Raw genomic sequence first — 23,748 nt, 5'->3', positions numbered from 1 at the left:
CTAGGAAGTGGGCGGTCGACCGATGATAAACGACACCATTATGACAAAAACGCCGCTGCCGGGAAACGCCGCTAATGGGCGAAGTTCTTGTAGTTTTTCTACAACATCGCAGCCGTTGGTCATCGCACTTCCGCGGCATCTGCTGCGCTGCGGCCTTAGTACATCACGCCTTCAGTGCAGGATCGGGGGCGAGCCCTCGCCGTCGTTGAGCATCGCCTCAACGTCGGCCACCGTGAAATGGTAGCGGGTGTGGCAGAAGTGGCACTGGGTCTCGATACCGCCCTGCTCGGCCAGCACCTCGCGCAGCTCCTGTGAACCCAGGGTCATCAACGCCGAGGCGATACGCTCACGCGAACAGGTACAGCCGAAGCGCAGCGGCTTGGGGGCGAAGACCCGCACCGTCTCCTGATGATAGAGCCGTCGCAGCACCTCGAGGGGGGCGAGATCGAGCAGTTCCGCATCCTTCAAGGTGTCGGCCAGCAACACGGTGCGCTCCCAGGCGTCGGCATCCTGGTTACGCGAATCGTCGGGTAGACGCTGGAGCAGCAGACCGCCGGCACGCTGCCCGTCGGCGGCCAGCCACAGTCGTGTCGGCAGCTGCTCTGACTGGGCGAAGTAGGCGGCCAGGCAGCCGGCCAGGCTGTCGTGCTCGAGGGCCACGATACCCTGATAGCGGTGGCCATCGGTGGGGTCCAGGGTGATCATGATCTGCCCGTTGCCCACCAGTTCCCGGAAGCCGGCATGCTCGCCGGGGATCGGCGCATCCTCGGCCAGGCGGGCGATGGCGCGCAGCTCGCCGCCGGGATTGGATTCGGCCATCAGCAGGGCCAGGGCCCCCTGGCCGCGCACCTCGATGCTCAGGGTGCCGTCGAGCTTCACGGTATCGGTGAGCAGCGCCACCGCGGCGAGCAGTTCGCCGAGCAGATGGTTCACCGCGGGGGGATAGTCATGGCGCTCGAGCACCTCGCCGTAGGCGTGCTCCAGGCTGACGATTTCGCCACGCACGTTGGTGCCATCAAAAAGAAAACGCTGGATCTGATCGGTCATGAAAACATTACTCCTCGCCGCTTTCCTTGAAGCGTCGAATATCCCGCCGCTGCTTCTTGTCGGGACGCTTGAGGGGGTGCTGCATCGCCTGGTGGGTGAGCCGCCGTGCCTCGGCCTCGCGCTCGCGGCGCGCCACGCTCTCCTCGGTCTCGCGGTAGAGCGCACGGGCCTCGGGGGCACCGCGACGCTGGTCGGAGAGCGCCAGCACCTCTACCTCCAGGATGTCCCAGCCCTGGGGCACACGGATCAGCGCGCCGACCTCGACGGCCTTGCTGGTCTTGGCGCGCCCGCCCTGGTAGTGGACCTTGCCGCCCTCGATGGCCTTCTTGGCCAGCGCCCGGGTCTTGAAGAAGCGCGCCGCCCACAGCCACTTGTCGAGCCTGACGCTATCCATGGCTATCTCCTTCGCCCGCCGCGGGCGGCAGGTTATCGGGCAGGATGCTGGCGAAGCGGTCCAGGGCGATGAATTCCTCGAGCTCCCGCTCCGGCCGGCGGCTGTCGGGCTGCTTGATGCCCAGCAGGTGGCGGATGCCGAACTCCCGGGCACTCTGGAGCACTGCGGCGTTGTCGTCGATGAAAAGTGTCCGTGTGGGGTCGAAGGGTTCGACCTCCTGCAGGGCGAACCAGAAGCCCTGTTCCTCCTTGGGCACACCGAGGTCCTCCGAGGAGACGATGGCATCCAGATACGCCTCCAGCCCGGTCAGCGGCAGCTTGAGCGCCAGGCTCGCGCGGTCGGCGTTGGTGGCCAACACCACCCGGGGGTGGGCCGCCTTGAGCCAGCGCAGGAAATCCAACGCATCGCCGCGCAGGCCGATCAAGTGCTGTACCTCGCGCTTGAGTGCCACCACGTCGATCCCCAGCTCGCGACTCCAGTAGGCCAGGCTGTACCAGTTGAGGGTACCCTGCTCGCGGATGATCCGGGCGCGCAGCGCCTCCTGGGTCGTCTCGTCGAGGCGATGCAGTTCCATATAGCGTCGCGGCAGATGCTCGAGCCAGAAATGGCTGTCGAAATGCAGGTCCAGCAAGGTGCCGTCCATGTCCAGCAGGACGGTATCGATGGCGCGCCAGTCGATCATCGCTACTCCAAGGGTGAGTCGAGAGCGTTTGAAACGTAGTATTGTAGCGAATCACCAACACGGAATCCCGCCCATGTCCGACAAGCAAGACGCCTCCCAGCCCTGGCCCGTCAAGCCGCACATCCTCGACCGGCGCAGCGTGGCGAGAAGCCGCCTGTTCCACGTCGAGGAACTGGACCTGCGCTTTGCCAACGGCGCTGAACGCACCTTCGAGCGGCTCACCGGCACCGGCCAGGGCATCGGCGCGGTGATGATGGTGGCCATGCCCGACCCAGAGCATGTGCTGCTCATCCGTGAATATGCCGCCGGCTTCGAGGACTATGTGCTGACCTTGCCCAAGGGGCTCGTCGATCCGGGTGAGGATCTCGTCACCGCGGCCAATCGCGAGCTGATGGAGGAGTGCGGCTTCGGTGCCAACCGCATCGAGCCGCTGGTGGAGTTGTCGTTGGCCCCCAACTACATGCGCCACCGCATGCAGGTCGTGCTGGCCAGCGATCTCTACCCGAAGCGCCTGCCCGGCGATGAACCAGAGCCGCTGATCGTCGAGACCCACGCCATCGACGAACTTTCGGCCCTGCTGGCCCGGGAGGACTTCCACGAGGCGCGCGCCATCGCCGCACTGTTCATCGCCCGGGACAAGCTGCGCAGCGAGGCGCCGATGGATGCCGGTCTCTGGTGAGCCCGACGCCGGTCGGCGAGTATTGGCGGCGTAGAAGGCGGGGTAGTCGCCCGGGATCATCGGCGCCTCAAAGCTCGCCAGACCAGTGATCCGGCAGAGCGGGCCGTGCCACGGCTTGCACGCCCCTCGATCAAAGATGAAGATTGACGCAACGTGTCATCCCCCACCAATAGCCATTGCGATGCATCAGCAAAGCACCACGTCGGAAGACACTCTAGACGCCATTCGCCATCTGGCAATGGTGAGAGAGGATATCGCCGCCCTATGGTTGTACGGCTCACGGGCTCGGGGCGAGCACCAGGCCGCGAGTGATTTCGACCTGGCCGTGGCGTTCACCACCTGGCTCAATGACCCGCTGGAGCGGCGCCTGCGCCCCGAGCTGCTTGCCCTGGACTGGCAACATGCCCTGGGCATGAGCGAGGACATGCTGAGTGTGGTGGACCTGGCCATCGCCCCGATTCCCCTGGGCTGGAGCATTCTCGATCAGGGCCGTCTGCTGGTCGATCTCCACCCACAGATTCGCATGCGCCAGGAATCGCGGATCCTGTCACGCTGGGAGATCGACTACCTGCACCCGGAGGGCATTCATGCCTGACAGTTCCCACCAAAGCGCCTATCTGAATGCCCAGCGCCAGCATCTCGACGAGTGCGAACACGACATTGCCAGCCTCGCCGCCATCCTGCGAGAGCGCGCCTGGAGCCGGATAGAGCGGCACGGGGCCGAACGTACCCTGCAGATCCTGATCGAGGCCTGTATCGGCCTGGCCAAGCATTGGACCCGCCAGGAGACCGGGCGGGTCAGCCGGGATGCGGTGACCGGCTTCGAGCGGCTTCGGGATGCCGGCAAGATCGACGTCAATACTCCCTGGCGAAAGATCATTGGCCTGCGCAACGTGCTGGTTCACGACTATCTCGACGTCGACCCTGAGATCATCGAGAGCGTCATCGCCGATGGTTATTATCGTACGATGCTCGACTTCGGCCGCCAGGCGCTGGAGGCACTGGAACACTCCAGGTAACCAGCTTCATGCCGAGCATACCGCCCCGGGTAGGCCCGGTAAGCGATAGCGCACCGGGCAGTTCACCCACCCCCTCGGGAAGGCTGATCAGCCGAACACCACCTTGGCCACGTCGCGGTAGTGGCTGGCGAAATGCACCGTCACCCCCTCCTTGAGGAAGTCGGGCAGCTCGTCGTAGTCGCGCCGGTTGGCCTCGGGCAGGATCAGCTCGAAGATGTCGCTACGCCGCGCGGCGATCACCTTCTCACGGATGCCACCCACCGGCAGCACCTGGCCGGTCAGGGTCAGCTCGCCGGTCATCGCCATGGGCCGCTCGATGGCGCGGTGCTGGGCCAGCGACAGCAATGCCGTGGTCATGGTCACGCCGGCCGAGGGACCATCCTTTGGCGTGGCCCCTTCCGGCACGTGCAGGTGGACGAAGGCCGAGTCAAAGAAGTCTGCATCGGCGCCGTACTCGCCCAAGTGGCCGAGCACGTAGCTGTAGGCGATGTTGGCCGACTCCTTCATGACGTCACCAAGCTGGCCAGTGAGCTTGAAGCCGCGGTCCAGGGCATGCACCTTGCCGGCCTCGACGGAGAGCGTGGCGCCACCCATCGAGGTCCAGGCCAGGCCGGTGACCACGCCCTCTCCTTTCATCACCTGCTCCTTGCGGAAGAGCGGCGGCCCCAGGTACTCCTCAAGGTTATTCACCGAGACCTTCACGGACTGCTGGTCGTTCTCCAGCAGCTTCACCGCCGACTTGCGCACGATGCGGTGCAGCTGCTTCTCGAGCTGGCGCACCCCCGCCTCTCGGGCGTAGCCCTCGATCACTTGGCGCAGCGCCGCCTCGGTGAGGTTGATGCGCTTCTTGGGCATGCGGTCGCGCTGGAGCAGCTTGGGCCACAGGTGGTGCTTGGCGATGGCCATCTTCTCCTCGGCAATGTAGCCGGACAGACGAATCTGCTCCATGCGATCCAGCAACGCCGGGGGAATCGAATCCAGGGTGTTGGCAGTACACACGAACAGCACCTTGGAAAGATCCAGGCGCACGTCGAGGTAGTGGTCGAGGAAGTCGACATTCTGCTCCGGGTCGAGCACCTCGAGCAGCGCCGAGGCGGGGTCGCCCTGAAAGGACTGGCCCATCTTGTCGATCTCGTCGAGCATGATCACCGGGTTCTCGACCTCGACCTCCTTGAGGGCCTGGGCGAGCTTGCCGGGCATGGCACCGATGTAGGTACGGCGATGGCCCTTGATCTCGGCCTCGTCGCGCATGCCGCCCACCGAAAAGCGGTAGAACTCGCGGCCCAGGGCGTCGGCGATGGAGCGCCCCACCGAGGTTTTGCCGACCCCCGGAGGGCCCACCAGCAGCAGAATGGAGCCGCCCACGTCGCCCTTGAAGGTGCCCTCGGCGAGAAACTCGACGATGCGCTCCTTGACATCCTTGAGGCCATCATGATCGCGGTCGAGCACCTGGCGCGCATGCACCAGGTCGAGCTGGTCCTGGCTATGCACGCCCCAAGGCATGGCGGTGAGCCAGTCCAGGTAGTTGCGTGTGGTGCCGTATTCCGGCGAGCCGGTCTCCAGCACCGATAGCTTGTCGAGCTCCTCGTCGATGCGCACCATGACCCGCTCTGGCACCACGCGTCCCTCGAGACGGCCACGGAAGGTGTCGACATCGTTCTCGCGGTCATCCTTGGAGATGCCCAGCTCACGCTGGATCACCTTGAGCTGCTCGCGCAGGAAGAACTCCCGCTGGCGCTCCTGCATCTGGGCATTGACCTGGTCGCTGATCTCGCTCTGCAGCTGGGCGACCTCAATCTCCTTGCGCAGCAGCGGCAATACCTTTTGCATGCGCGACATCACCGGCAGGGTCTCGAGCACGTCCTGCAGCTCGGGGCCCTTGGCCGAAGTGATGGCGGCGGCGAAGTCGCTCAGCGGGCCGGGCTCATGGGGGCTGAAGCGGTTCAAGTAGTGCTTGAGCTCCTCGCCATAGAGCGGGTTGATCGGCAGCAGCTCCTTGATGCCGTTGATCAGTGCCATGGCATAGGCGCGGGTCTCGTCCTCCTCGACGTTTACCGGCTCGCGGGGGTAGCTCACCTCCACCAGATAGGGCGGCTTGCGGGAGAGCCAGCGCTGGATGCGAAAGCGGCGCATGCCTTGGGCGATAAACTGGATCTGCTGCTCCTCGCCCTGCAGCTTGTGTATCTTCACGGCGGTGCCGATCTCGGGGAAGTCCTCGTCACCGAGCTCCTCGACCCCGGTCTCGCCGACGAAGGCCAGGCCCACGGTATGATGCGGCGTGTTGCCGACGCGGCGAATGGTCTCCTCCCAGCGCTCGCGGTTGACCACCAGGGGCTGGACCTGGGCGGGAAAGAAGGGACGGTTATGGATCGGCAGCAGGTAGATACGTTCAGGCAGCGAATCGCTGGCGGGCACCACCGCGTGGTGGTGTGTTTCAGCCGGCTGCGTATCTCGTTGCTCGTCGTTGTTGGCCTGGATCCAGTCCAGACCCTCCGGTGCTTGGTGATCGTCGCTCATGCGTTCCTCATTGCTAATCGTCGGGATGAGTTCCCGTGTCTGTGCTGTGAATGCGGGCAGCGATGGCCGACTTCAAGTCACTGCAGACGTTCGAGCGCCGGCGGCAACGGGCGACCGTTGATCCGCACCCGGCCGCGCACCACGTCGATTTCCAGATCCTGGGTATCCAGTGGCAGGCCAAGCCACAGAACCACCACCTTGGGCACCTGATACCAGGTGAGGTCGCCGTAGAGACGCTCGCGCCAGCGCGCCTGCTCGCGGGGGGCGTCGAGGTCGAGCGGGCTCAGCTCGGCGAGCTCGCGCGGGTCGAAAAACAGCGCGCCGTCGGCACGCGCGGCGAGTCCCAGCATCGGGCTATCCAGCACGACCTCCTGGATGTCCAGCCGAGGCGAATCCTGAAGCATGGCCCGCAATGGCGCCTCCAGACGTGCGGGCAACGCATGGCCGTGCTGGGCAGCATCGCCACGCGCCTCGTCGCGTAGCGCCGCCAGCACGCCGCGCAGGGCGTCGGCGTTGATTCGCGATAGCTCCAGGATCACGCGGCCAGTGAGCAGCACCTGCTCCGCCGTGACCAGCCGATCCAGGCTCAGCTGGCTCACCAAGCGCAGCTCTTGCTCGTCGAGCACCGTGCGACTATGCAGGACCAGCTGATAGGCATCCAGTTCGAGTTCCGGTTGGTGCCAGGCCAGCCGCTCCACCTTGAGCAGGTCCTGCTGGCTGAAATGATAGGCGCCCTCGGTATAGGCGTAGCGGCTCTCCAGGGTGGTGGGCCCCACTTCCAGAGTGGTCGGCCCGTCGCTGAGTCGCCAGGGGGCGAGGCTCGCCTGCAGCCGCCAGTCGCCATAGACGCCGTCGAAGGTGATCCGCCCCCCGCCGAAGTCGAGTTCACGGCCAGCTTGGCTGATCAGGAAAGGCGCCAGCTTGAGACGCCCCTCCAGGGTCGCGCCGAAAGTAAGGTAGCGGGCCTGCCAGCGAGGGGGGGTTGACGTCAGGACATCACTAAACAGGCGGCGTCCATCCGGCCCGAGATATGGCTTCAGTTCGCCGTCGATGCGGGTACTGATTACGCCATGCCGCGCCACATAGGGCAGCTCGAGATGCCAGGCCTGGCCGAAGCGCGGGGCCAGGTGGAGCGTGCCGCGGGACTCGAGCCAACCCTGCTCGACGTCGCGACGCGACACCCTGAGCTCGCCACGGGCGGCGAGATCCACGAGGCCGCGGGCCAGCTCGCGTTCGAACAGCAGGCTGGAGAGATACTGGGCGATGCCCCAGAGCAGCGCCAGCCCGACCAGCAGCGGGACAATCAATCGTTCCTTGCGCATCATGGCATTCCTTACCCGCGCCTTGTCCGAACCACCCCTGTGTCACCGAGACGCTGGAAAACTTTCGTTCTTCGCAGACTTGCATGGGCGTTGACCGCAGGATACCGACTCTGGCCACCCAACCCCTGTAGGCCCGGTAAGCGCCAGCGCACCGGGCGTGGCAAGGGCACCATCGCGCCGGATGCGCCTACGGCTTATCCGGCCCACGCCTCATCATCGTTTTCACGCCGACTCGCGATGCCCCAATACTATCAATGGAGCCAGAACCACAGATGCATGGTGCTCCATGCATAGGCGGCAGCGAGCACATCGTCGATCATGATGCCGAAACCGCCGGCGACCCGCCGGTCCGCCCAGCGGATCGGCCAGGGCTTGAAGACATCGAAGACCCGAAAGACCACGAACCCCCACAGGGCCGTATCCCAGGAAAAGGGCACGGCGGCCATGGTCAGCCAGTAACCGACGAACTCATCCCAAACGATGCCCGAATGGTCATGGACCCCCAGGTCGCGGGAGCTCTTGTCACACAGCCAGATGCCCCAGAAGAAGGTCACCGTCACCAGGCCCAGGTACCAGCCCAGCGGCAGCTCGGACAGCAGCCAATAGAAGGGAATTGCGGCCAGGGTCCCGAAGGTACCGGGCGCGAAGGGAACACTGCCGCTGCCCATCCCGAAGGCCAGGAAATGCACCGGACGCCGCCAGACGCTGGCGGGAGCCCGATTCATGGGGCAGCGCCTCGCGTGAAGTGCTGCCAGCCTCGCTCGCCCTCAAGGGGCACGCCGCGCACGCCGGGTTCGTCGCTGACGCGGCCGATCACGCTGAGGGCCAGGCCCTGGGCGGCGAGCCGGGCGCGGGCTGTCTCCAGGTGGTCAGGGCTAAGGCCGAGCAGCAGCTCGTAGTCATCCCCACCGTGCAGCGCCGCCTCGCGGGCGCCCGGCTCGCCCAGTGCCGCCACCAGGCCCTCGGCCAGCGGCAGGCTATCGGTGATTAGCTCGGCCCCGACGCTCGAAGCCTCGAGAACATGCCCGAGATCGGCCAGCAAGCCATCGGAGATATCGATAGCGGCGCTAGCCAGGCCGCGCAGGGCCACGCCTGCCGCGAGGCGTGGCTGTGGTTGAAGGTAGCGCTCGAGCAGCGGATGGCCGAGGTCCCGCTCGCCACGCCGCCATGCGTGCAGCCCCCCAGCCCCACCGCCCAGCGCGCCGGTCACCGCCAGCAGGTCGCCCGGCCGGGCGCCGCGGCGAGTCAGCGCCTGCCCGTCAGGCACCTCGCCCATCACCGTTACGCCGATGGCCAGCTTGCCGCGGGTCACATCGCCGCCCACCAGTGCGGTCCCGGTGGCAGCGCACAAGGCATGGAAGCCGCGGGCGAAGTTCCCCAGCCAGGCATCGTCATCGGCGGCCGGCAGGGTCAGCGACATCAGACACCAACGGGCGCGGGCCCCCATGGCGGCGAGGTCGCTCAGGCTGACCGCCAGCGCCCGGTGGCCGACCGCCGCGGCCGGGGCATCGGCAGGAAAGTGGCTACCGGCTACCGAGGTATCCACGCTGACCGCCAGCCGCTGACCGGGTGTCGGCGCCAGCAGGGTGCAGTCGTCGCCCACGCCCAGCGTCACGCCGGCCTCCGCCCCCGGCGGGTCGGGGGTGAAGAAGCGGGTGATGAGTTCGAATTCGCTGTGCATCTGGGGCGGGCCTTCAGCGGCGGCGAGCGGCGACCTCGGCGGATCGCAACCGCCCGGCGAGCTTGTCGAGGATGCCGTTGACGTACTTGTGGCCGTCGGTGGCCCCGAAGGACTTGGCCAGTTCGACCCCTTCGTTGATCACCGCGCGATAGGGTACCTGGGGGCGGCGCGAGAGCTCGTAGGCGCCCAGGCGCAGAATCGCCAGTTCGATGGGGTCGAGATCCTGGAGGCGACGGTCGAGCAGCAGCGCGATGGCGGCATCGAGCTCACCGCACTCGCCCACCACCCTGTGCAGCAACTCGTGGAACAGCGCCATGTCGGCGATCTCCATGACCTTGAGCCAGTTCTCGTGATCCTCGAGATCATCATCAGCTACCTGGCTGCGAAACTCGGCCTCCACGGCGCTGATCGACTTGCCGGTCATCTGCCATTGATAGAGGCCCTGCACCGCCAGCTCACGGGCCGCACGGCGGGATTGCTGGGTCTTCGATGGGGCCCGCGAACGCTCGCCGCTCATGCCTCACTCCCCTCGCCGCCATCATCGCCGAAGCAGCGCAGCAGCGAGACCATCTCCATCGCCGCCATGGCCGCCTCGGCGCCTTTATTGCCGGCCTTGGTGCCAGCGCGCTCGATGGCCTGCTCGATTGACTCCACGGTCAACACGCCGTTGGCCACCGGGGTATCGAACTGCAGCTGCAGGGTGCCCATGGCGGTGTTGCAACCCCCGGCGACGTACTCGAAATGCGGGGTGCCGCCGCGAATCACCGCCCCCAGGGCGATCACCGCATCGGGGCGTGCCACCTGCAACACGCGCTTGATGGCCAGCGGCAGCTCCCAGGCGCCGGGCACGTGGACGATATCGATGGCCAGCGGGTCGACGCCATGGCGCACCAGGCTGTCCACGGCGCCCTCGACCAGGCTGTCCACCACATGATGATTGAAGCGGCCGACCACGATCACGTAGCGGCCATCGACGTCGACGAAACTGCCTTCGACTTGGGAAATCGGTTGCATGGTTCGGTGTCCTGAAAGGTCCGGGGCTTGAGGGTCCGGAAGGGCTGGTCCGGCGGCCAGGCCAGGATATGAAAAGCGACAGCGCTAGTCGTCGCCCTGCCCGGCAGTCGCCTGCTCGCCGGGTTCCAGACGCTCTACCACCTCGAGGTCGAAGCCGGAGAGGGCCGAGAACTTCCAGGGCGAGCTGAGCAGGCGCATCCTGCCCACGCCCAGGTGGCGCAGGATCTGCGAGCCGGTACCGATGGTCAGGTAGTTGCCCGCGCCGTCGGAGTCGCTGGTGCGCGGCGGTCGGCGACGCTCGAGGAACACCTCGAGCAGGTCATGGAGATCCTGGCGCGGACGCCCGTCATCGAGCAGCACGAAGACTCCCTGCTCAGCGCGCGCCACCTCGGCGACCGCCTGCTGGGCGGTCCAGCTCGGCTTGTCGCCCTGCTGAAGGGCTAGCAGGTCGCGCAGTACGTTGGCCAGATGCACGCGTACCGTGGTCAGCGCTGCGGGGTGCGGATGTCCCTTGACCAGCGCCAAGTGATGGACGCCCTGGATGCTGTCGCGGAAGACGTGCAGGTTGAGCTCGCCGAAGGCGGTCTGCACCGGCACCGACTCCACCGGCTGCACGGTCTGCTCGTTGTGGATGCGGTAGTGGATCAGATCGGCGATAGTGCCCATCTTCAGGCCATGCTCGACGGCAAAACGCTCAAGCTGCGCCCGGCGGGCCATGCTGCCATCCTCGTTCATCACCTCGCAGATCACCCCGCTGGGCTCGAGGCCGGCCAGGGCGGCGAGATCACAGGCCGCCTCGGTATGGCCGGCACGACGCAGCACGCCGCCCGGCTCGGCCATCAGCGGGAAGATGTGGCCAGGCTGGACGATGTCGGCGGCCACCGCGTCACGGGCCACCGCGGCACGCACGGTGCGCGCCCGGTCAGCGGCGGAGATGCCGGTGGTCACCCCTTCGGCGGCCTCGATGGAGAGCGTGAACTTGGTCCCGAAGCCCGAGCCGTTGTCGCGCACCATCAGCGGCAACTGGAGACGCTCGCAGCGCTCGCGAGTCATCGGCAGGCAGATCAGGCCCCTGGCGTGGCGCGCCATGAAGTTGATGTGCTCGGCCTCGACTTTCTCGGCGGCCATGATGAGGTCGCCTTCGTTCTCGCGATCCTCGTCATCCATCAGGATCACCATCCGCCCCTGACGGATGTCCTCGACCAGTTCTTCGATGGGGGCCAGGCCCCCGGAGGAGGAGTGCTCCATGGAATCTCCATTGATTCAGCGTGGTGGCTGTCGTCATCCGACGACGCGCGAGTCGCCATCGAGCGTCGCCACCTTGAAACCGCCTCAGGGTACCGTGGCGCGTCGTCGGGCGCCAGTAAACAGCTGCGTCGTCGGGCGCCGGCCGTAGGCCCGGTAAGCCATCGGAGCCTGAACGACTGCCTCGCCCGATGCGCCTCCGGCTTATCGGGCCTACCCAGCCTGCGGACGATGTGCCTACCGCTCTTTCGAACCTTGTCGGGGCCTGGCAGTAATCCGCCAATCCTGGCCCACGGCGCGGATATCGTGGATATCCAGTCCCTTCTTCTGGGCCATGAGAGTCAGGCCCGGCAGCGCGAAGAGTGGCCGCGCCTCGCCGCCAAGCAGGGTCGGCGCCACGAACAGCTGCATCTCGTCGATCAGCCCGGCGGCGAGCATGGCCCCGGCCAGCGTCGCCCCGGTCTCCAGCAGCACCTCATTGGCCTGCTCGGCCGCGGCCAGGTGGCGCAGTAGAGCATCGAGATCGATGCGGCCATTGGCGCCCGCGGGCATCGCCACCACCTCGGCACCGGCAGCCTGGAGCCGCTCGCACCGCTCGGGGTCGTGGCCTTTTAAGGTGACCACCAAGGTACGACCGAGCTCGCGCAGGCAGGCCGCGGCCAGCGGCAAGCGCAGCCGTGAGTCCACCACCACGCGCAGCGGCTGGCGGGTCGTGAGCGCCTCGCCCGCGGGCAGTTCAAGCTGCTCAGGGCGCACGGTGAGCCGGGCGTTGTCGAAGATGATCGTCTCGACCCCGGTGAGGATGGCGCTGGAGCGGGCACGCAGGCGCTGCACCTCGCGGCGGGCCTGGGGCCCGGTGATCCACTGGGATTCACCGGAGCGCATGGCGGTGCGACCATCGAGGCTCATAGCCATCTTCAGGCGCACGAAAGGGCGACCGTGGGACATGCGCATCACGAAGCCGGGATTCAGTGCCAGCGCCTGCTCCTCGAGCACCCCCACTGCCACCTCGACACCGGCCTCGCGCAGCCGGGCGATGCCTTGGCCGGCGACACGGGGATTGGGATCCTGCATGGCCACCACCACCCGCGCCACACCGGCCTCGACCAGCGCCAGGGCGCAGGGGCCGGTGCGCCCCTGATGGGAACAGGGCTCCAGGGTCACGTAGGCGGTGGCGCCGCGGGCACGGCCCCCCGCCGCGCGCAGGGCATGAATCTCGGCATGGGGCTCGCCGGCGCGTTCATGCCAGCCCTCGCCGACCACTCGGTCATCCTTGACCAGCACGCAACCCACGCAAGGGTTGGGGTCGGTGGTATAGCGCCCACGACGCGCCAGTGTCAGGGCGCGCGCCATCCAGGCCTCGGGGAAGCAGCGCTGCGCCATCACGATGCTTCCCCAGGGTCCATGGAAAAGCTCGGCTCCTGGGCCAGCCGGTCGATCTCGGCACGGAACTCGTCGATGTCTTGGAAGCTACGATAGACCGAGGCGAAGCGGATATAGGCTACTTGGTCGAGGCGTTTGAGAGCCTGCATGACCTCCTCGCCGATATCCCGGGCGTGAATCTCGCGTTCGCCCCGGGCGCGCAGGTGCTGGCGAATGCGCTCCACTGCTGCCTCGATGGACTCGGCGCTGACCGGGCGCTTCTCCAACGCCCGCAGCATGCCGGCACGCAGCTTGGCCTCGTCGAACAGCTCCCGCGTGCCGTCGGACTTGATCACCCGCGGCATCACCAGCTCGGCGGCCTCGTAGGTGGTGAAGCGCTCACCACAGGCCGCGCACTGGCGCCGCCGCCGAACCTGGTCGCCCTCCGCCACCAGGCGCGAGTCGGTCACGCGGGTGTCATTAGCGCCACAGAAGGGGCAATGCATAGGGATGAAACCCGAGGTCGTTGGAAAGGTTGTTGCCGCATTGTAACGGCTCACAGTAAGCGCGCACAGCGGCGGCCAGCTGCGGACAAGGCAATCGCAGTTACTCGAAGTGAAAGGCGCCGAACCCAGCCGCACGGCCTCATTGACCGGCAGGGGAATCGCCTCGCCCCGGGGGCATCTGCATGACGCGTCATCCACCGCTAATGGGCCGTGACCGGATGGGAACTCTCAGGCTCCCCCGCAGGTCCTTCTCACAACCCCACGATAATGTCTTATCGACAGGATACCGCCATGCGCCCTTTTTCCTTCTCCCTGGCTGCCGGCCTGGTCACGATCTCTTTCAGCTCGCTGCTCTTCGCCGACCAGCACTGGCCGGCCCCGGTCCAGGCCTTGGTGGACCAGGGCCTGGAAATCCATGGCAAATTCGCGGCACCAGGCGGGCTCAGCGGCTATGCGGCCAGCCACCGCGGGCGCGAGATGGCCGTCTACCTTACGCCGGACGGCAACCATGTCGTGGTCGGCACCCTGCTCGATGCCCAGGGCAAGGACCTCTCCGCCGCCCCCCTGGATGAGCACCTACGCAGCGGCCAGGAGGCCGAGGTGTGGCAGCGGCTCAAGGAGAGCCACTGGATCCAGGACGGCGACCCGCAAGCAGAACGCGTGATCTACACCTTTACCGACCCCAACTGCCCCTACTGCGCGCGCTTTCACGAGCAAACCCGCCCTTGGATCGAGGCCGGCGAGGTGCAGCTGCGCCACATCATGGTCGGCATCCTGCGCAGCGATAGCCCGGCCAAGGCGGCTGCCTTGCTCGGCGCCGAAGACCCCGCCGCCGCGCTGCAGTCACACCAATCCAGTGACAGCGGCATCGCCGCCGCTGCCCAACCCCGCGAAATCGAGCAGCAGGTCTACGCCAACAACCAGCTCTTCGAAAGCCTGGGGCTAATGGCCACGCCCACCAGCTACTACCATAACCAGGCCGGCCGCCTGAAAAAGATCGAAGGAGCACCCGACGCGGCGAGCCTCGAGGCGATGATGGGCTCACCGCGCTCCTGACGCCTCTAGAGAAACTTCCCGGCGGCGATGACAAGCCCCCCCACCGTCGTGATAAAACCGATGAGCCACAAGAAGTGGCGGTCATGGCGACGGAGCATCTCGTCGAATCGGTCGTCGACCTGCTCGAATCGCTTGTCGACCTGCTCGAATCGCTTGTCGACCTGCTCGAATCGCTTGTCGACCTGCTCAAAGCGCTTGTCGACCTGATCAAAGTGCTTGTCAACCTGCTCAAAGCGCTTATCGACCTGATCAAAGCGCCTGTCGACCTGCTCGAATCTGGCCAACATATCCTCGCGCAGCTCCTCGTGGCGTTTCTCCGCCAACGTGAAGCGCTTGTCCATCTGCGCAAACCCCTCGCGCATCAATTCACGTTGATGCTTCAACTCCTCCTCGACCCGCACCATGCGCTCGCGCAGTTCTATCTCGTAGACAGCCGGTGGTCGAGCCAGGCTCTGCTCGGCCAGCCAGTCGCCCATATGAGTCTTGATGAAGGTGATGTCCTCTTCTGTCAGCGCCATCGACTACACCCTTTTTGGTCAAATGAACGACGAATAACGCTGCATCTAGCGACCAGCGCAGCCTTCAGCAAGTCGGAACGCTGCTCCTCGATAACGACCTCGGACGATGGCAGTTTGCGAATTCGCCATTTACCGAGGTAGTGTCATTAAAGGCTCATCACGGCCGTGTCAAGGAACAGCGCCTTGGGGACCCATGGATTAATGCTGGGCTCAGTGAGCCTGCTTGGAGGGAAGCTTCTCGGCAAGCGCACGCGCATAGGCAGCACGAGCCGTCTGATAGATGGCCAACTGCTGATTGAGCCTGGCAATTTCCTGGTCGGTGATGCGCAGGTTGACGACCTGAGCACGAGCTTCCTCTGAGAGCTCGGAGAGCTGATATTCCACGCCATCGATAGTGATGGCCTGTTTAGCCTGGTCCTGCTCTGCGGTGACTTGCGGCTGATCCGTCATGTACGGCTTCTCCTGATGAAGGGTGTTTGGCTTACAAGAAGATGTTGCACAGCGCAGTGTCTCACTGATACTCGTCAATCCCAAGCGCCGAGACACACCCGCCGACATATCACCAGCAGGCACCTACGACAAACCCAAGCACCTGCGACAAACTACGGCAAACGAACACGCCGATCAGTGGCGTCGGCGCAGACCCTACCCTTCGTCAGTATAACGCCCTTTATCCATTAGCTAGATACGATCAATCACCAAAATCAAAGGTCAGGTCGTCATCGCCTCCTTCCAGCAAGCTATCGATGTCTTGCCCGACAGGCTCGCCGGCCTGCTGTGCGTGGTGCCTTTCATGAAACCTCGCCCGCTCGGTCAACTGTGCGAGCTGGCTCATCGAGAACAGCTGGGCGTAGGCCAGCACCAGTGCGCCGTGCTTGCGCAGGTCGGCGAAGGCGTCAGCGGCAAGCTCGTTGAGGGCCTTTTCGTTGATGCGATAGAGCCCTTGAACGGCCCGCGGCTCCTTGCCTTCGCCACGTTCGACCTTGAGCGGCCATGGCTCGATCAGACCTGTCTCGCCCAGTCGCTGGCTGGCCGCCCGGGTGACCTGGCGATTCTGATCACATTGAGTGAGGAAGTTCAGCGTCTGCTGAACCTTGTCGGTAAGGTTGCCGTCGTCGTCGAACAGTGCCTCGCCCTGGTGACCTTCCAGCAGATGGTCCTGCGCGATACACAGCACCTGTTGCCGGTCTTGCGTATTGGCCAGGGTGAACGGATAGCCACGCAGACCGGCCGGCACGTAGCTACCCAGCCAGCGCCCATCGGGATGTACGTAAAGATTCTGCTGCCCCCCCAAGCTGGTCAGCGCTACCGGTTGGTAATCTTGACGAGAATCCTCGTCCTGCTGGATGAAACCCAGCGCATAGTGCGGCAGCAGCTTGGTGAGTTCCGCGATCAGGATAGGAACCACCGGATCCCGGGCGGCAAAGCCATAACCCTGGCGCGGCAGATAATGGCTATCGGCGTGTTCGGTGCGAGAGATGGCGGACCATTGCGGCATAATGTCTCCGGTTGGCTCCGGTTAAGAAAGGACAAAAACGGTGATTTTAGCATCTTGACCTACCTCTCGACGCAAACATCAACGTCTCATCACCACTATGTCAAACAGCACGTTCAAACGCCAAGCACGGCCCGCCCCCGAAACGTCGCAAGCGGGCCGCGAAAATGGCTACATGCCTCAACCCAGCTCGCGTCCCTCAGCCTGGCCATATTGCAGCCAATGCTCCAGCGGGTTAATACCGACCGCTTCGACATCCGGGTTGGCCGTCAGATAGGCATCGGTATCGAATTCGGCGGAGGGGTCGCGGCCTTCCTTCCATCCATAGCGCGAGTAGTGCTCCACCGGGTTAATTCCAGCATTGGCGACGTCTGTATTCTGGCTCAGGTACCAGTCGACATCGAACCAGTCATTTGGGTCTCGGCCTTCATTGATTCCATAGTTCATAAAGTGTTCAAGTGGATCGATACGAGCCGCCGCGACATCTGGATTGCGGTTAAGGTACCCCTCGCTATCGAACCAGTCATCGGAGTTAGGCCCCTCTTGCCAATCATAACGGTCATCATAACGATCATTTATGTCGTTGACTGTATCATCCTCTTCGTGACTAATAAAAAAGGCATCACCCTGCCCCACGACCTCAGAAGCCGCTGACTGGGCGCTGGGCTGACCCGCCTCGCGAGCTTCAATATTCACTAGAAGCGCCTGAAGGTCGTCGGATGAGGTGCCGCTGGGCAACAAGTCCTCTCCGACAATCTGCTCAACCGTCACATCCCCCAGGAAATTGGAGCTAGACGTCACGGCGCTCTGTATCTGCGCCAGCGAAAAGGTGTCGCCACCAAGTTGAAACGACTCGATCTGACGTGCCGGATCCTGCCAGTCAGTGATCGCTAACTGCTGGTCCGTTAACGTATTCTGCAACAGAAGATGCCGCCCTTCGACAGTTCGCGCATAGGTGTTATTGCTATACAGCCCGATACCGTCGGCGACAACGGTATCGAACCCGCCACTGTCGACCATCGTGATCGCTGAGTCGCGGCCAGCGACATAGGTGTCATTGCCCGCGCCTCCGGCTAGAAAGCTGTATTCGCTGTCGGCATCGGCGCGTAAGGTATCGTCACCGCTCAAGCCGTAGACAACCTGGTAACCGCCGGTGCGTACGTTGTCGTCACCTTGAGTGGCAAATTTTTCAGGAAAGGTAAGTGTAGCCATAAGAGCCTCCGCTCATTAAATTTACTTTAATTCCATCAACTTACATCGAGATCCATCCAGTGGAGCCCAACGTCAAGACAGCCTTGACCTTTCGCTTACGGCAAACTCAGACAAACTGCCCGTCGCATCAGACCGTGTTCACGGCAGAAGGTTCCCCAACAACGCATTGGACTCAGGGCAATCACACATCCATAATGATTCTCAAACGTCGAGCGATACCACCATGCAGGAGCTCAGTTTACTGAGCGATTGGCGCTGCCAGGCACCCGGGTATCGCTGATATATCGCGCAGCAAGCTGTGCTCCTGCAACATCACCGCTTTTTACACATGGATAGGGCTCCCATCAGGACGAAAGCGCTTTCCCCCGACATTAACTACTCTGTTCTTGAGATCGCCCTGTGCCTGTATTGATGTTTGACGTTTTCCTCAGGATTTCCATAGTAAATTACTATGGAGTAACGCGATGTTTTCCAGCCCTTCTTGAAGGCTAAAATGATGACCGTTTTGGTAAATAAGGCTAAAACTTCATCTGACCGGATCAACAGGAGGAGTAGCACATGACGATGAACACGCGAAAACTGGGTTCACAGGGGCTGGAGGTCTCGGCCCTTGGCCTTGGCTGTATGGGTATGTCGGAATTTTATAGCGGGCGCGATGAGGCGGAGGCGATCGCCACCATCCATCGCGCCCTCGAGCTTGGTGTCACCCTATTGGACACCGCCGACATGTACGGCCCCTTTACCAACGAAATTCTGGTGGGTAAGGCGATCGCCGACCGTCGCGACCGGGTGGTGCTGGCGACCAAGTTCGGCAACGTCCGCGGTCGCAATGGCGAGTTTCTCGGTATTCGTGGCGACGCCGACTATGTGCGCCAGGCCTGCGATGCCTCACTCAAACGCCTGGGGGTCGACCACATCGACCTTTACTATCAGCACCGGGTGGACCCGGACACACCCATCGAGGAGACGGTGGGCGCCATGGCCGATCTCGTCCAGGCCGGCAAAGTCCGCTACCTGGGCCTGTCGGAGGCGGCGCCGGACACCATTCGCCGCGCCCATGCCGTCCACCCGATCACGGCGTTGCAGACCGAATACTCGCTCTGGAGTCGTGATCCTGAGGACGAGATCCTGCCGACGGTGCGTGAACTCGGCATCGGCTATGTGGCTTACAGCCCCCTTGGGCGCGGTTTTCTCACCGGGCAGATCCGTCATATCGAGGATCTCGCCGAGGACGATCATCGCCGGAACTCGCCGCGTTTCCAGGGAGAGAACGTCCAGAAGAACCTCGATCTGGTCGCCGAAATTGAAAAGATGGCGCGCGAGAAAAACTGCACGCCTTCTCAACTGGCGCTCGCCTGGCTTCTCGCCCAGGGCGAGGACATCGTGCCAATTCCGGGAACCAAGAAGCGCACACGGCTTGAAGAGAACGTGGCAGCGCTGGACGTGCAGATCACGGCCGAGGATTGCGCTCGGATCGACCGCATCCTGCCACCCGGAGCTGCCGCCGGAGAGCGCTATGCGGCACCCCAGATGCAGGCCCTGAACCGCTGATTGGCGACTAATGAAAGCTCAAGGTCACCATCCTCACTGGCGGTAGCCGCGGCCTGACCCGACCCGCTACTGGGAGGTTCATCGTGTTCGTTGAGCGCACGAACCGGCTGACCCTCTGAACCGATAGGCTCAGCGCAGCGGGAATGGTAAGGCCCTCATCCTCATGCCGGACGCGCATCCAGCGTATACGTCATACGCGACATTCGCGTTGTTTTCACGCCAGCTTGCGAAGAATCTACTAGAAGACCAAGCCGTGTGTGGTGATCGGCACCAACGTCAACGATCCTTCCTGGAGGCGGCTTCTCGCCCCACGGGCCGTCCCAGGGGAGCACTGGAATCCGAGATCATCATCTAAGCATTTAAGCGGCTGTCCTTTCCGGTCCTGTGGTTTTCGCTTTTATTTTGGCTACGGGCAGCGCGGTGCCTTGCTTGCCACCAGGATTCAGAACTCCAGGCAAATTTTGCCGAAATGGCGTCCCGCTTCCTGATGACGGAAGGCATCAGCAATCTCATCGAGTGCGAATGAGCGGTCGATCACCGGGCGCAGGCCACCGGCCTCGATGCCACGCACCATCTCCTGCTGATGGTTACGGCTGCCCACGATCAGCCCCTGAAGCCGGGCCTGCTTGGCCATCAGCTTGGCGGTGGGTATCTCGCCGCCGCGCCCGGTGAGCACGCCGATCAGCGAGATGTATCCGCCGATACGCACCGCATCGATGGACTGCGGCAAGGTACCCGGCCCACCGACCTCGATAACGTGATCGACGCCGCGCCTCTCGGTCAGTTCGCGTACACGCTTGCCCCACTCCGGCTCGGCCTTGTAGTTGAGAGTATAATCAGCACCCAGTTCCTTGAGGCGCTCAATCTTTTCGTCCGACGAAGATGTCGCGATGACCCGCGCGCCCATCATCTTGGCGAACTGCAGGGCGAAGATCGACACCCCGCCGGTCCCCAGCACCAGCACCGTATCACCCGCCTTGAGCCCGCCATCGACCACCAGCGCACGCCACGCGGTGAGACCGGCGGTGGTCAGCGTGGCCGCCTCGGCGTAGCTGTAGCCGCTGGGGGCATGGGTGAACCAGTGGGCCGGGCGCACCACCTGCTCACGGGCGTAGCCGTCGACGCCATCGCCCGGCACGGTAGTGAAGTCCCCGATCCGGGCAGGACCGTCCAGCCAGTGCGGGAAGAAGGTGGAGACGACCGCATCGCCGACCTCAAACTCCTCGACATTCTCACCGACCGCCTCGACCACGCCGGCCCCGTCGGACATAGGAATGCGTCCATCAGCGGCAGGCATAGCGCCGGAGACCACGCCGTAGTCATGATAGTTAAGCGAGCTGGCGTGGATGCGCACGCGGATCTCGTCCGGCCCCGGCTCACCGGGCGCGGCCTGGTCGGTGATATCCAACTGATCCAGCCCGCCGGGCTGGCGTAATGTGACAACCTTCATCGAACTCTCCTTGTGATGTCCTGTCGTAAACATCGTCTTGAAACATTTCGAAACGCTCTCGGCACTTCAGGCACAATACGTTAACGAAGCCGACAGAGTTTCGCGTAACTTATCAGCGTAGCAGCGATCAGGGTAGGAAGCTTAAACATTCCCTCCTTGTCTTCATCGTCGTGTTCGCGCTCATGGCGGACGTTCAGCTTCCTCCTTCAGCGCATCGTCGATGACCGCCATCATATTGCCGACATCGACAGGCATGCTGACACTGGGGGGATACGGATTCGAGCAGATCATCGACACTCTGTTTGGCTGCCCCTTAGTTCCACCCCTTAGTTCCGAAGAACAAAGTAAGTAGCCTTTCTTTTTCTGCTTTATTTTTTCTGAAACGTCGAACGGGGCAGCACAAGAAAGTCTTTGATACTTGATTACGCCATCCAACCGTCATCATCGATGAGAGTGCGCACCGCCGTCAACTGAGCCACACCCTCTCCAAAGCTCCCGCCCACCGGATTAAAAACGTCTAGATACAGCATTTCATCGGCTTCGGGAATATCATCGCCGATCACTTCCACCGCGATCGTTGCTTGCCTTTCACCAGGATAGAGAATCAGTGTATCAGCCACGGGCAAGTAATCTTCCCCGCTGGTGGCTGTACCATTACGTGTAGCATAGTCAACACTCAGCCACTGATCCGAGTGGTCGCGTACGCCGTTAAATTCCAAAAGGAAGTACACCAAAGAGGTGCCGATATCGCCTTCAGGAATCGTGGTTTCAACGTCTTCTCGCCGAGCAGGTGAGTCAGGATCGGCCGCACGCAGGCTTTGGTCGATCCACTGCTGATAATAGCTGACTCGCTGAAACGAGGCAATTTCGCCGAAGCTGCTGTTTAGAACATCATTGATATCAGGAGATTGGCCGTTACGATTAAACGACGCCGTGTAGGTGGCAACGCCCACCACCTTATCTTCAATAAACGCCGGGCCGCCGCTATCACCGGGGGCAATTAGCCCTTCCATTACCCCTCTTCCGGCGTCATGCAGACCCATCAGAACACCCAGCGCGTCGTTTTCAGGGTTGCCGTTATCAAAGTCGATAATCAGCTGGGAATCGAGTAAGGGATCCCAGGCAATACCACCTCCCAAGGCGTCTTTCATTACCTCCCCTGTGGTATCGAAACGGTTCTCGGCAAAATACTTGGTGGGCGCTACTCTAGCGCTTTCCACGTACCCGCTAAGGCCATCGCCGGGGAGGCCATAACCAACCAGGGTGATGTCACTGCCTACCTCATCGCTATCGCGGTAGAGGGTGCTTCGCTTAGCACTTATGGGCCCTGGCTCAACCAGCCACACTAGGGCCAGATCGCCATCGCCATCGCCATTGGCAGTATCAAAAAGAGGATGAAGCACGTACTGCGAGGCCGGCACAGAAATGCGCCCGCTTGGCGTGTCAAAACGTACTGTTACGTCACCAGAGCCCTCTATCACATGCGCAGACGTCAGCACAGCCCGTCCACCGTTCAGCAGGACACCAGAACCATAAAATCCTTCGGCTGAAACCTGGACAACACCGTCATAGCTTTCCCCAGGCAGCACCCGATAACGATAAGGATCGCGGGTGACAGTTACCATACCTTTTCACCTCCGATTGGATACATCACATGCACGGTACCCACCACCGCCGGATAATAGCACGACTATGGCAGCTCATAACCTGGCTCTCAATGAACTCGATGCACTTTTTCTGGGTTACCTGAGTCCGTGATCCCGAACCCCAAGTCTTCCCTATCTCACCTCCCGAACGATTTTTAATCACCGGCATCCCCTTTCTCGGTGCTGGTGATGACTGACCAGGGCGATATCGGCCTCCTTGCCCCCCTTTGACGGCCTGTTTTACTACCCTTTCACCGCCATTTGCGACAGCCAGGCACGCCTTGCCCGCCGGCCAGTGTGGCAGCGTCGGTTTGCTGATTCTCCGCCAGGATCGCCCGGTCAGCATGGCGCGGCCTTGGGATAGCGGTCGGGTAGACCGGGCGATTGCTCGTCCCGGCCTCCCACAGATCCGAGCGTGCGCGATTGACGCACTCGGCTCCTCAATCATCAGCTTCACTGAAAGACCTGCCGATGTACGATCCTTGCCTTGGGCAGCGGTAGGCGCTTGAGCAGCAGGTTAGCCTTCGCCCAGGAGAAGTAGTCTCTCTGGGAACGACGCCTCAACCATTTGACCCAAATGCGTTGCGCTTGATAGACGACATCGCGTAACGCTCGATCGCGTCAGCGCCACCTTGGTATCCTTGCGCGAGGCCCCTTTTTTCACCCGCTTGGCGTGGATATGGGCCATCACCACCAGCGCGAAGACGTTGTCACTGGCTTCCAGCTCCGCTCAGCGCGCTTCCCAGTCGATCAGTTTAGCCGTGGGGAAGGTAAAGGTCAGCTCGCACCCCCAGCGCTGATAGCGGAAGGTCGTGGGCTCGGGGTCGCCCGAAGAAGAACAAAGTGAAGAACAAAGTGGGTGTCCTTTCTTAAAGAACAAAGTGAACAAAGTGGGTGTCCTTTCTTAAAGAACAAAGTGGGTGTCCTTTCTTCAGCATAGAACGCCGCACGGGGCGGCGCTGGGCTTGCTGCTCCGGTGTGGAAGATCAGTGCCTGTCTTCGCCACGCAGGGCGTCGACCTCGGCCACCGTCAAACCCGTGGCTTCGGCGATCTGCTCGTCACTCAGCACGCCCAGCTTGATCAGGTGTCGCGCCGTCTCTTGCTTGGCTTCCAGGCGGCCTTCCTCACGGCCTTCCTCACGGCCTTCCTCACGGCCTTCCTCATGACCTTCCTCACGACCTTCCTCACGACCTTCCTCAACCCACCGCTCGGGCCACTTCTTGATGCGTTCGGCCAGCATGTCATGTACCTCGTGAAGATCCTGCAATTCGTTGAACTCGGGAAGCTCCATCCCCGGTGCTCGGTTGGGCAGCAGCACCCGACGTATCCACACCACGAAGGCGCGCCGCAA

At 63.1% G+C, this 23,748-nt stretch carries 23 protein-coding genes and 1 pseudogene; 5 read left to right on the top strand and 19 right to left on the bottom strand.

From position 1 onward, the window contains the following. Positions 1-171: 171 nt before the first annotated feature. From hslO to yrfG, 3 genes are read right to left on the bottom strand one after another with little or no spacing between them, the layout of a single operon-like run. Positions 172-1,047: an Hsp33 family molecular chaperone HslO gene (gene hslO, locus DFO68_RS11975; protein WP_133483870.1), complete on the bottom strand. Its 876-nt coding sequence runs from the start codon at positions 1,045-1,047 to the stop codon at positions 172-174. Between the two features lie 7 nt (positions 1,048-1,054). Next, positions 1,055-1,441, bottom strand: coding sequence for a ribosome-associated heat shock protein Hsp15 (gene hslR / locus DFO68_RS11970; protein ID WP_133483869.1), 387 nt, complete (start codon positions 1,439-1,441; stop codon positions 1,055-1,057). Further along, on the bottom strand, positions 1,434-2,123 hold the full coding sequence (gene yrfG / locus DFO68_RS11965; RefSeq protein WP_133483868.1) for a GMP/IMP nucleotidase: 690 nt from the start codon (positions 2,121-2,123) through the stop codon (positions 1,434-1,436). Before yrfG ends, hslR begins: the two co-directional genes overlap by 8 nt. A gap of 73 nt (positions 2,124-2,196) precedes the next feature. Between yrfG and nudE the strand changes: the two genes are divergently transcribed. From nudE to hepT, 3 genes are all read left to right on the top strand, one after another. Continuing rightward, on the top strand, positions 2,197-2,802 hold the full coding sequence (nudE, locus tag DFO68_RS11960; protein ID WP_133483867.1) for an ADP compounds hydrolase NudE: 606 nt from the start codon (positions 2,197-2,199) through the stop codon (positions 2,800-2,802). Between the two features lie 181 nt (positions 2,803-2,983). Next, complete coding sequence (locus tag DFO68_RS11955) at positions 2,984-3,397, top strand: nucleotidyltransferase domain-containing protein (RefSeq protein ID WP_243726506.1); 414 nt, start codon at positions 2,984-2,986, stop codon at positions 3,395-3,397. Further along, a complete protein-coding gene (hepT, locus tag DFO68_RS11950; protein WP_133483866.1) occupies positions 3,390-3,821 on the top strand; it encodes a type VII toxin-antitoxin system HepT family RNase toxin in 432 nt (143 codons plus the stop codon). The genes DFO68_RS11955 and hepT overlap by 8 nt, the downstream gene beginning before the upstream one ends. Positions 3,822-3,908: 87 nt before the next feature. On the opposite strand, the gene lon is transcribed toward hepT, so the two are convergent. The 9 genes from lon to nrdR form a co-directional block, all read right to left on the bottom strand. After that, on the bottom strand, positions 3,909-6,338 hold the full coding sequence (lon, locus tag DFO68_RS11945) for an endopeptidase La (RefSeq protein WP_133483865.1): 2,430 nt from the start codon (positions 6,336-6,338) through the stop codon (positions 3,909-3,911). A 77-nt stretch (positions 6,339-6,415) separates the two neighbouring features. Next, positions 6,416-7,660, bottom strand: a complete 1,245-nt coding sequence (locus tag DFO68_RS11940) for a DUF945 family protein (RefSeq protein WP_133483864.1) — start codon at positions 7,658-7,660, stop codon at positions 6,416-6,418. Positions 7,661-7,911: 251 nt separating this feature from the next. Beyond that, positions 7,912-8,385 carry a phosphatidylglycerophosphatase A family protein gene (locus DFO68_RS11935; protein ID WP_133483863.1) on the bottom strand — a complete coding sequence of 158 codons (474 nt, stop codon included), beginning with the start codon at positions 8,383-8,385 and terminating at the stop codon, positions 7,912-7,914. Then, positions 8,382-9,341: a thiamine-phosphate kinase gene (gene thiL, locus DFO68_RS11930; protein ID WP_133483862.1), complete on the bottom strand. Its 960-nt coding sequence runs from the start codon at positions 9,339-9,341 to the stop codon at positions 8,382-8,384. Before thiL ends, DFO68_RS11935 begins: the two co-directional genes overlap by 4 nt. 13 nt (positions 9,342-9,354) lie before the next feature. Beyond that, on the bottom strand, positions 9,355-9,858 hold the full coding sequence (nusB, locus tag DFO68_RS11925; protein ID WP_133483861.1) for a transcription antitermination factor NusB: 504 nt from the start codon (positions 9,856-9,858) through the stop codon (positions 9,355-9,357). Then, the gene (gene ribH, locus DFO68_RS11920; RefSeq protein WP_133483860.1) at positions 9,855-10,355 is read right to left on the bottom strand and encodes a 6,7-dimethyl-8-ribityllumazine synthase; all 501 of its coding nucleotides are present in this window, start codon (positions 10,353-10,355) and stop codon (positions 9,855-9,857) included. The genes nusB and ribH overlap by 4 nt, the downstream gene beginning before the upstream one ends. An 84-nt stretch (positions 10,356-10,439) precedes the next feature. Next, positions 10,440-11,603, bottom strand: coding sequence for a bifunctional 3,4-dihydroxy-2-butanone-4-phosphate synthase/GTP cyclohydrolase II (ribBA, locus tag DFO68_RS11915; protein ID WP_133483859.1), 1,164 nt, complete (start codon positions 11,601-11,603; stop codon positions 10,440-10,442). Positions 11,604-11,837: 234 nt separating this feature from the next. Further along, the gene (ribD, locus tag DFO68_RS11910; protein WP_133483858.1) at positions 11,838-12,983 is read right to left on the bottom strand and encodes a bifunctional diaminohydroxyphosphoribosylaminopyrimidine deaminase/5-amino-6-(5-phosphoribosylamino)uracil reductase RibD; all 1,146 of its coding nucleotides are present in this window, start codon (positions 12,981-12,983) and stop codon (positions 11,838-11,840) included. Beyond that, positions 12,983-13,468, bottom strand: coding sequence for a transcriptional regulator NrdR (gene nrdR / locus DFO68_RS11905; protein ID WP_133483857.1), 486 nt, complete (start codon positions 13,466-13,468; stop codon positions 12,983-12,985). The genes ribD and nrdR overlap by 1 nt, the downstream gene beginning before the upstream one ends. 291 nt (positions 13,469-13,759) lie before the next feature. Between nrdR and dsbG the strand changes: the two genes are divergently transcribed. Next, positions 13,760-14,524 carry a thiol:disulfide interchange protein DsbG gene (dsbG, locus tag DFO68_RS11900; RefSeq protein ID WP_243726505.1) on the top strand — a complete coding sequence of 255 codons (765 nt, stop codon included), beginning with the start codon at positions 13,760-13,762 and terminating at the stop codon, positions 14,522-14,524. A gap of 5 nt (positions 14,525-14,529) precedes the next feature. Here dsbG and DFO68_RS11895 read toward each other — a convergent pair whose 3' ends face one another. The 4 genes from DFO68_RS11895 to DFO68_RS11880 form a co-directional block, all read right to left on the bottom strand. After that, positions 14,530-15,042 (bottom strand): hypothetical protein, encoded by a 513-nt coding sequence (locus DFO68_RS11895; RefSeq protein WP_133483855.1) that lies wholly within the window; start codon positions 15,040-15,042, stop codon positions 14,530-14,532. A 210-nt stretch (positions 15,043-15,252) separates the two neighbouring features. After that, positions 15,253-15,492 (bottom strand): DUF6447 family protein, encoded by a 240-nt coding sequence (locus DFO68_RS11890; protein WP_133483854.1) that lies wholly within the window; start codon positions 15,490-15,492, stop codon positions 15,253-15,255. 241 nt (positions 15,493-15,733) lie between these two features. Beyond that, positions 15,734-16,540: a SapC family protein gene (locus tag DFO68_RS11885; protein ID WP_133483853.1), complete on the bottom strand. Its 807-nt coding sequence runs from the start codon at positions 16,538-16,540 to the stop codon at positions 15,734-15,736. Between the two features lie 177 nt (positions 16,541-16,717). Next, positions 16,718-17,749 (bottom strand): hypothetical protein, encoded by a 1,032-nt coding sequence (locus DFO68_RS11880; protein WP_133483852.1) that lies wholly within the window; start codon positions 17,747-17,749, stop codon positions 16,718-16,720. Positions 17,750-18,307: 558 nt separating this feature from the next. Between DFO68_RS11880 and DFO68_RS11875 the strand changes: the two genes are divergently transcribed. After that, positions 18,308-19,300, top strand: a complete 993-nt coding sequence (locus tag DFO68_RS11875; protein ID WP_243726504.1) for an aldo/keto reductase — start codon at positions 18,308-18,310, stop codon at positions 19,298-19,300. A 442-nt stretch (positions 19,301-19,742) separates the two neighbouring features. On the opposite strand, the gene DFO68_RS11870 is transcribed toward DFO68_RS11875, so the two are convergent. The 3 genes and pseudogenes from DFO68_RS11870 to DFO68_RS11855 all read right to left on the bottom strand — a co-directional run. Then, the gene (locus DFO68_RS11870) at positions 19,743-20,750 is read right to left on the bottom strand and encodes a zinc-dependent alcohol dehydrogenase family protein (protein WP_133483851.1); all 1,008 of its coding nucleotides are present in this window, start codon (positions 20,748-20,750) and stop codon (positions 19,743-19,745) included. A gap of 422 nt (positions 20,751-21,172) precedes the next feature. After that, positions 21,173-22,375 carry a Calx-beta domain-containing protein gene (locus tag DFO68_RS11865; protein ID WP_133483850.1) on the bottom strand — a complete coding sequence of 401 codons (1,203 nt, stop codon included), beginning with the start codon at positions 22,373-22,375 and terminating at the stop codon, positions 21,173-21,175. A 1,007-nt stretch (positions 22,376-23,382) separates the two neighbouring features. Then, positions 23,383-23,748, bottom strand: a pseudogene (locus DFO68_RS11855) (Rpn family recombination-promoting nuclease/putative transposase); the annotation flags it as partial.

The sequence above is a fragment of the Halomonas ventosae genome (genome assembly GCF_004361885.1).
Lineage (GTDB): Bacteria > Pseudomonadota > Gammaproteobacteria > Pseudomonadales > Halomonadaceae > Halomonas > Halomonas ventosae_C.
This window is presented reverse-complemented; position numbering and strand designations above follow the sequence as displayed.

What these genes read in the sequence shown, in the direction of transcription:
- hslO (WP_133483870.1), bottom strand. Translation starts at nt 1,047, where the DNA reads ATGACCGATCAGATCCAGCGTTTTCTTTTTGATGGCACCAACGTGCGT.
- hslR (WP_133483869.1), bottom strand. Translation starts at nt 1,441, where the DNA reads ATGGATAGCGTCAGGCTCGACAAGTGGCTGTGGGCGGCGCGCTTCTTC.
- yrfG (WP_133483868.1), bottom strand. Translation starts at nt 2,123, where the DNA reads ATGATCGACTGGCGCGCCATCGATACCGTCCTGCTGGACATGGACGGC.
- nudE (WP_133483867.1), top strand. Translation starts at nt 2,197, where the DNA reads ATGTCCGACAAGCAAGACGCCTCCCAGCCCTGGCCCGTCAAGCCGCAC.
- DFO68_RS11955 (WP_243726506.1), top strand. Translation starts at nt 2,984, where the DNA reads ATGCATCAGCAAAGCACCACGTCGGAAGACACTCTAGACGCCATTCGC.
- hepT (WP_133483866.1), top strand. Translation starts at nt 3,390, where the DNA reads ATGCCTGACAGTTCCCACCAAAGCGCCTATCTGAATGCCCAGCGCCAG.
- lon (WP_133483865.1), bottom strand. Translation starts at nt 6,338, where the DNA reads ATGAGCGACGATCACCAAGCACCGGAGGGTCTGGACTGGATCCAGGCC.
- DFO68_RS11940 (WP_133483864.1), bottom strand. Translation starts at nt 7,660, where the DNA reads ATGCGCAAGGAACGATTGATTGTCCCGCTGCTGGTCGGGCTGGCGCTG.
- DFO68_RS11935 (WP_133483863.1), bottom strand. Translation starts at nt 8,385, where the DNA reads ATGAATCGGGCTCCCGCCAGCGTCTGGCGGCGTCCGGTGCATTTCCTG.
- thiL (WP_133483862.1), bottom strand. Translation starts at nt 9,341, where the DNA reads ATGCACAGCGAATTCGAACTCATCACCCGCTTCTTCACCCCCGACCCG.
- nusB (WP_133483861.1), bottom strand. Translation starts at nt 9,858, where the DNA reads ATGAGCGGCGAGCGTTCGCGGGCCCCATCGAAGACCCAGCAATCCCGC.
- ribH (WP_133483860.1), bottom strand. Translation starts at nt 10,355, where the DNA reads ATGCAACCGATTTCCCAAGTCGAAGGCAGTTTCGTCGACGTCGATGGC.
- ribBA (WP_133483859.1), bottom strand. Translation starts at nt 11,603, where the DNA reads ATGGAGCACTCCTCCTCCGGGGGCCTGGCCCCCATCGAAGAACTGGTC.
- ribD (WP_133483858.1), bottom strand. Translation starts at nt 12,983, where the DNA reads ATGGCGCAGCGCTGCTTCCCCGAGGCCTGGATGGCGCGCGCCCTGACA.
- nrdR (WP_133483857.1), bottom strand. Translation starts at nt 13,468, where the DNA reads ATGCATTGCCCCTTCTGTGGCGCTAATGACACCCGCGTGACCGACTCG.
- dsbG (WP_243726505.1), top strand. Translation starts at nt 13,760, where the DNA reads ATGCGCCCTTTTTCCTTCTCCCTGGCTGCCGGCCTGGTCACGATCTCT.
- DFO68_RS11895 (WP_133483855.1), bottom strand. Translation starts at nt 15,042, where the DNA reads ATGGCGCTGACAGAAGAGGACATCACCTTCATCAAGACTCATATGGGC.
- DFO68_RS11890 (WP_133483854.1), bottom strand. Translation starts at nt 15,492, where the DNA reads ATGACGGATCAGCCGCAAGTCACCGCAGAGCAGGACCAGGCTAAACAG.
- DFO68_RS11885 (WP_133483853.1), bottom strand. Translation starts at nt 16,540, where the DNA reads ATGCCGCAATGGTCCGCCATCTCTCGCACCGAACACGCCGATAGCCAT.
- DFO68_RS11880 (WP_133483852.1), bottom strand. Translation starts at nt 17,749, where the DNA reads ATGGCTACACTTACCTTTCCTGAAAAATTTGCCACTCAAGGTGACGAC.
- DFO68_RS11875 (WP_243726504.1), top strand. Translation starts at nt 18,308, where the DNA reads ATGACGATGAACACGCGAAAACTGGGTTCACAGGGGCTGGAGGTCTCG.
- DFO68_RS11870 (WP_133483851.1), bottom strand. Translation starts at nt 20,750, where the DNA reads ATGAAGGTTGTCACATTACGCCAGCCCGGCGGGCTGGATCAGTTGGAT.
- DFO68_RS11865 (WP_133483850.1), bottom strand. Translation starts at nt 22,375, where the DNA reads ATGGTAACTGTCACCCGCGATCCTTATCGTTATCGGGTGCTGCCTGGG.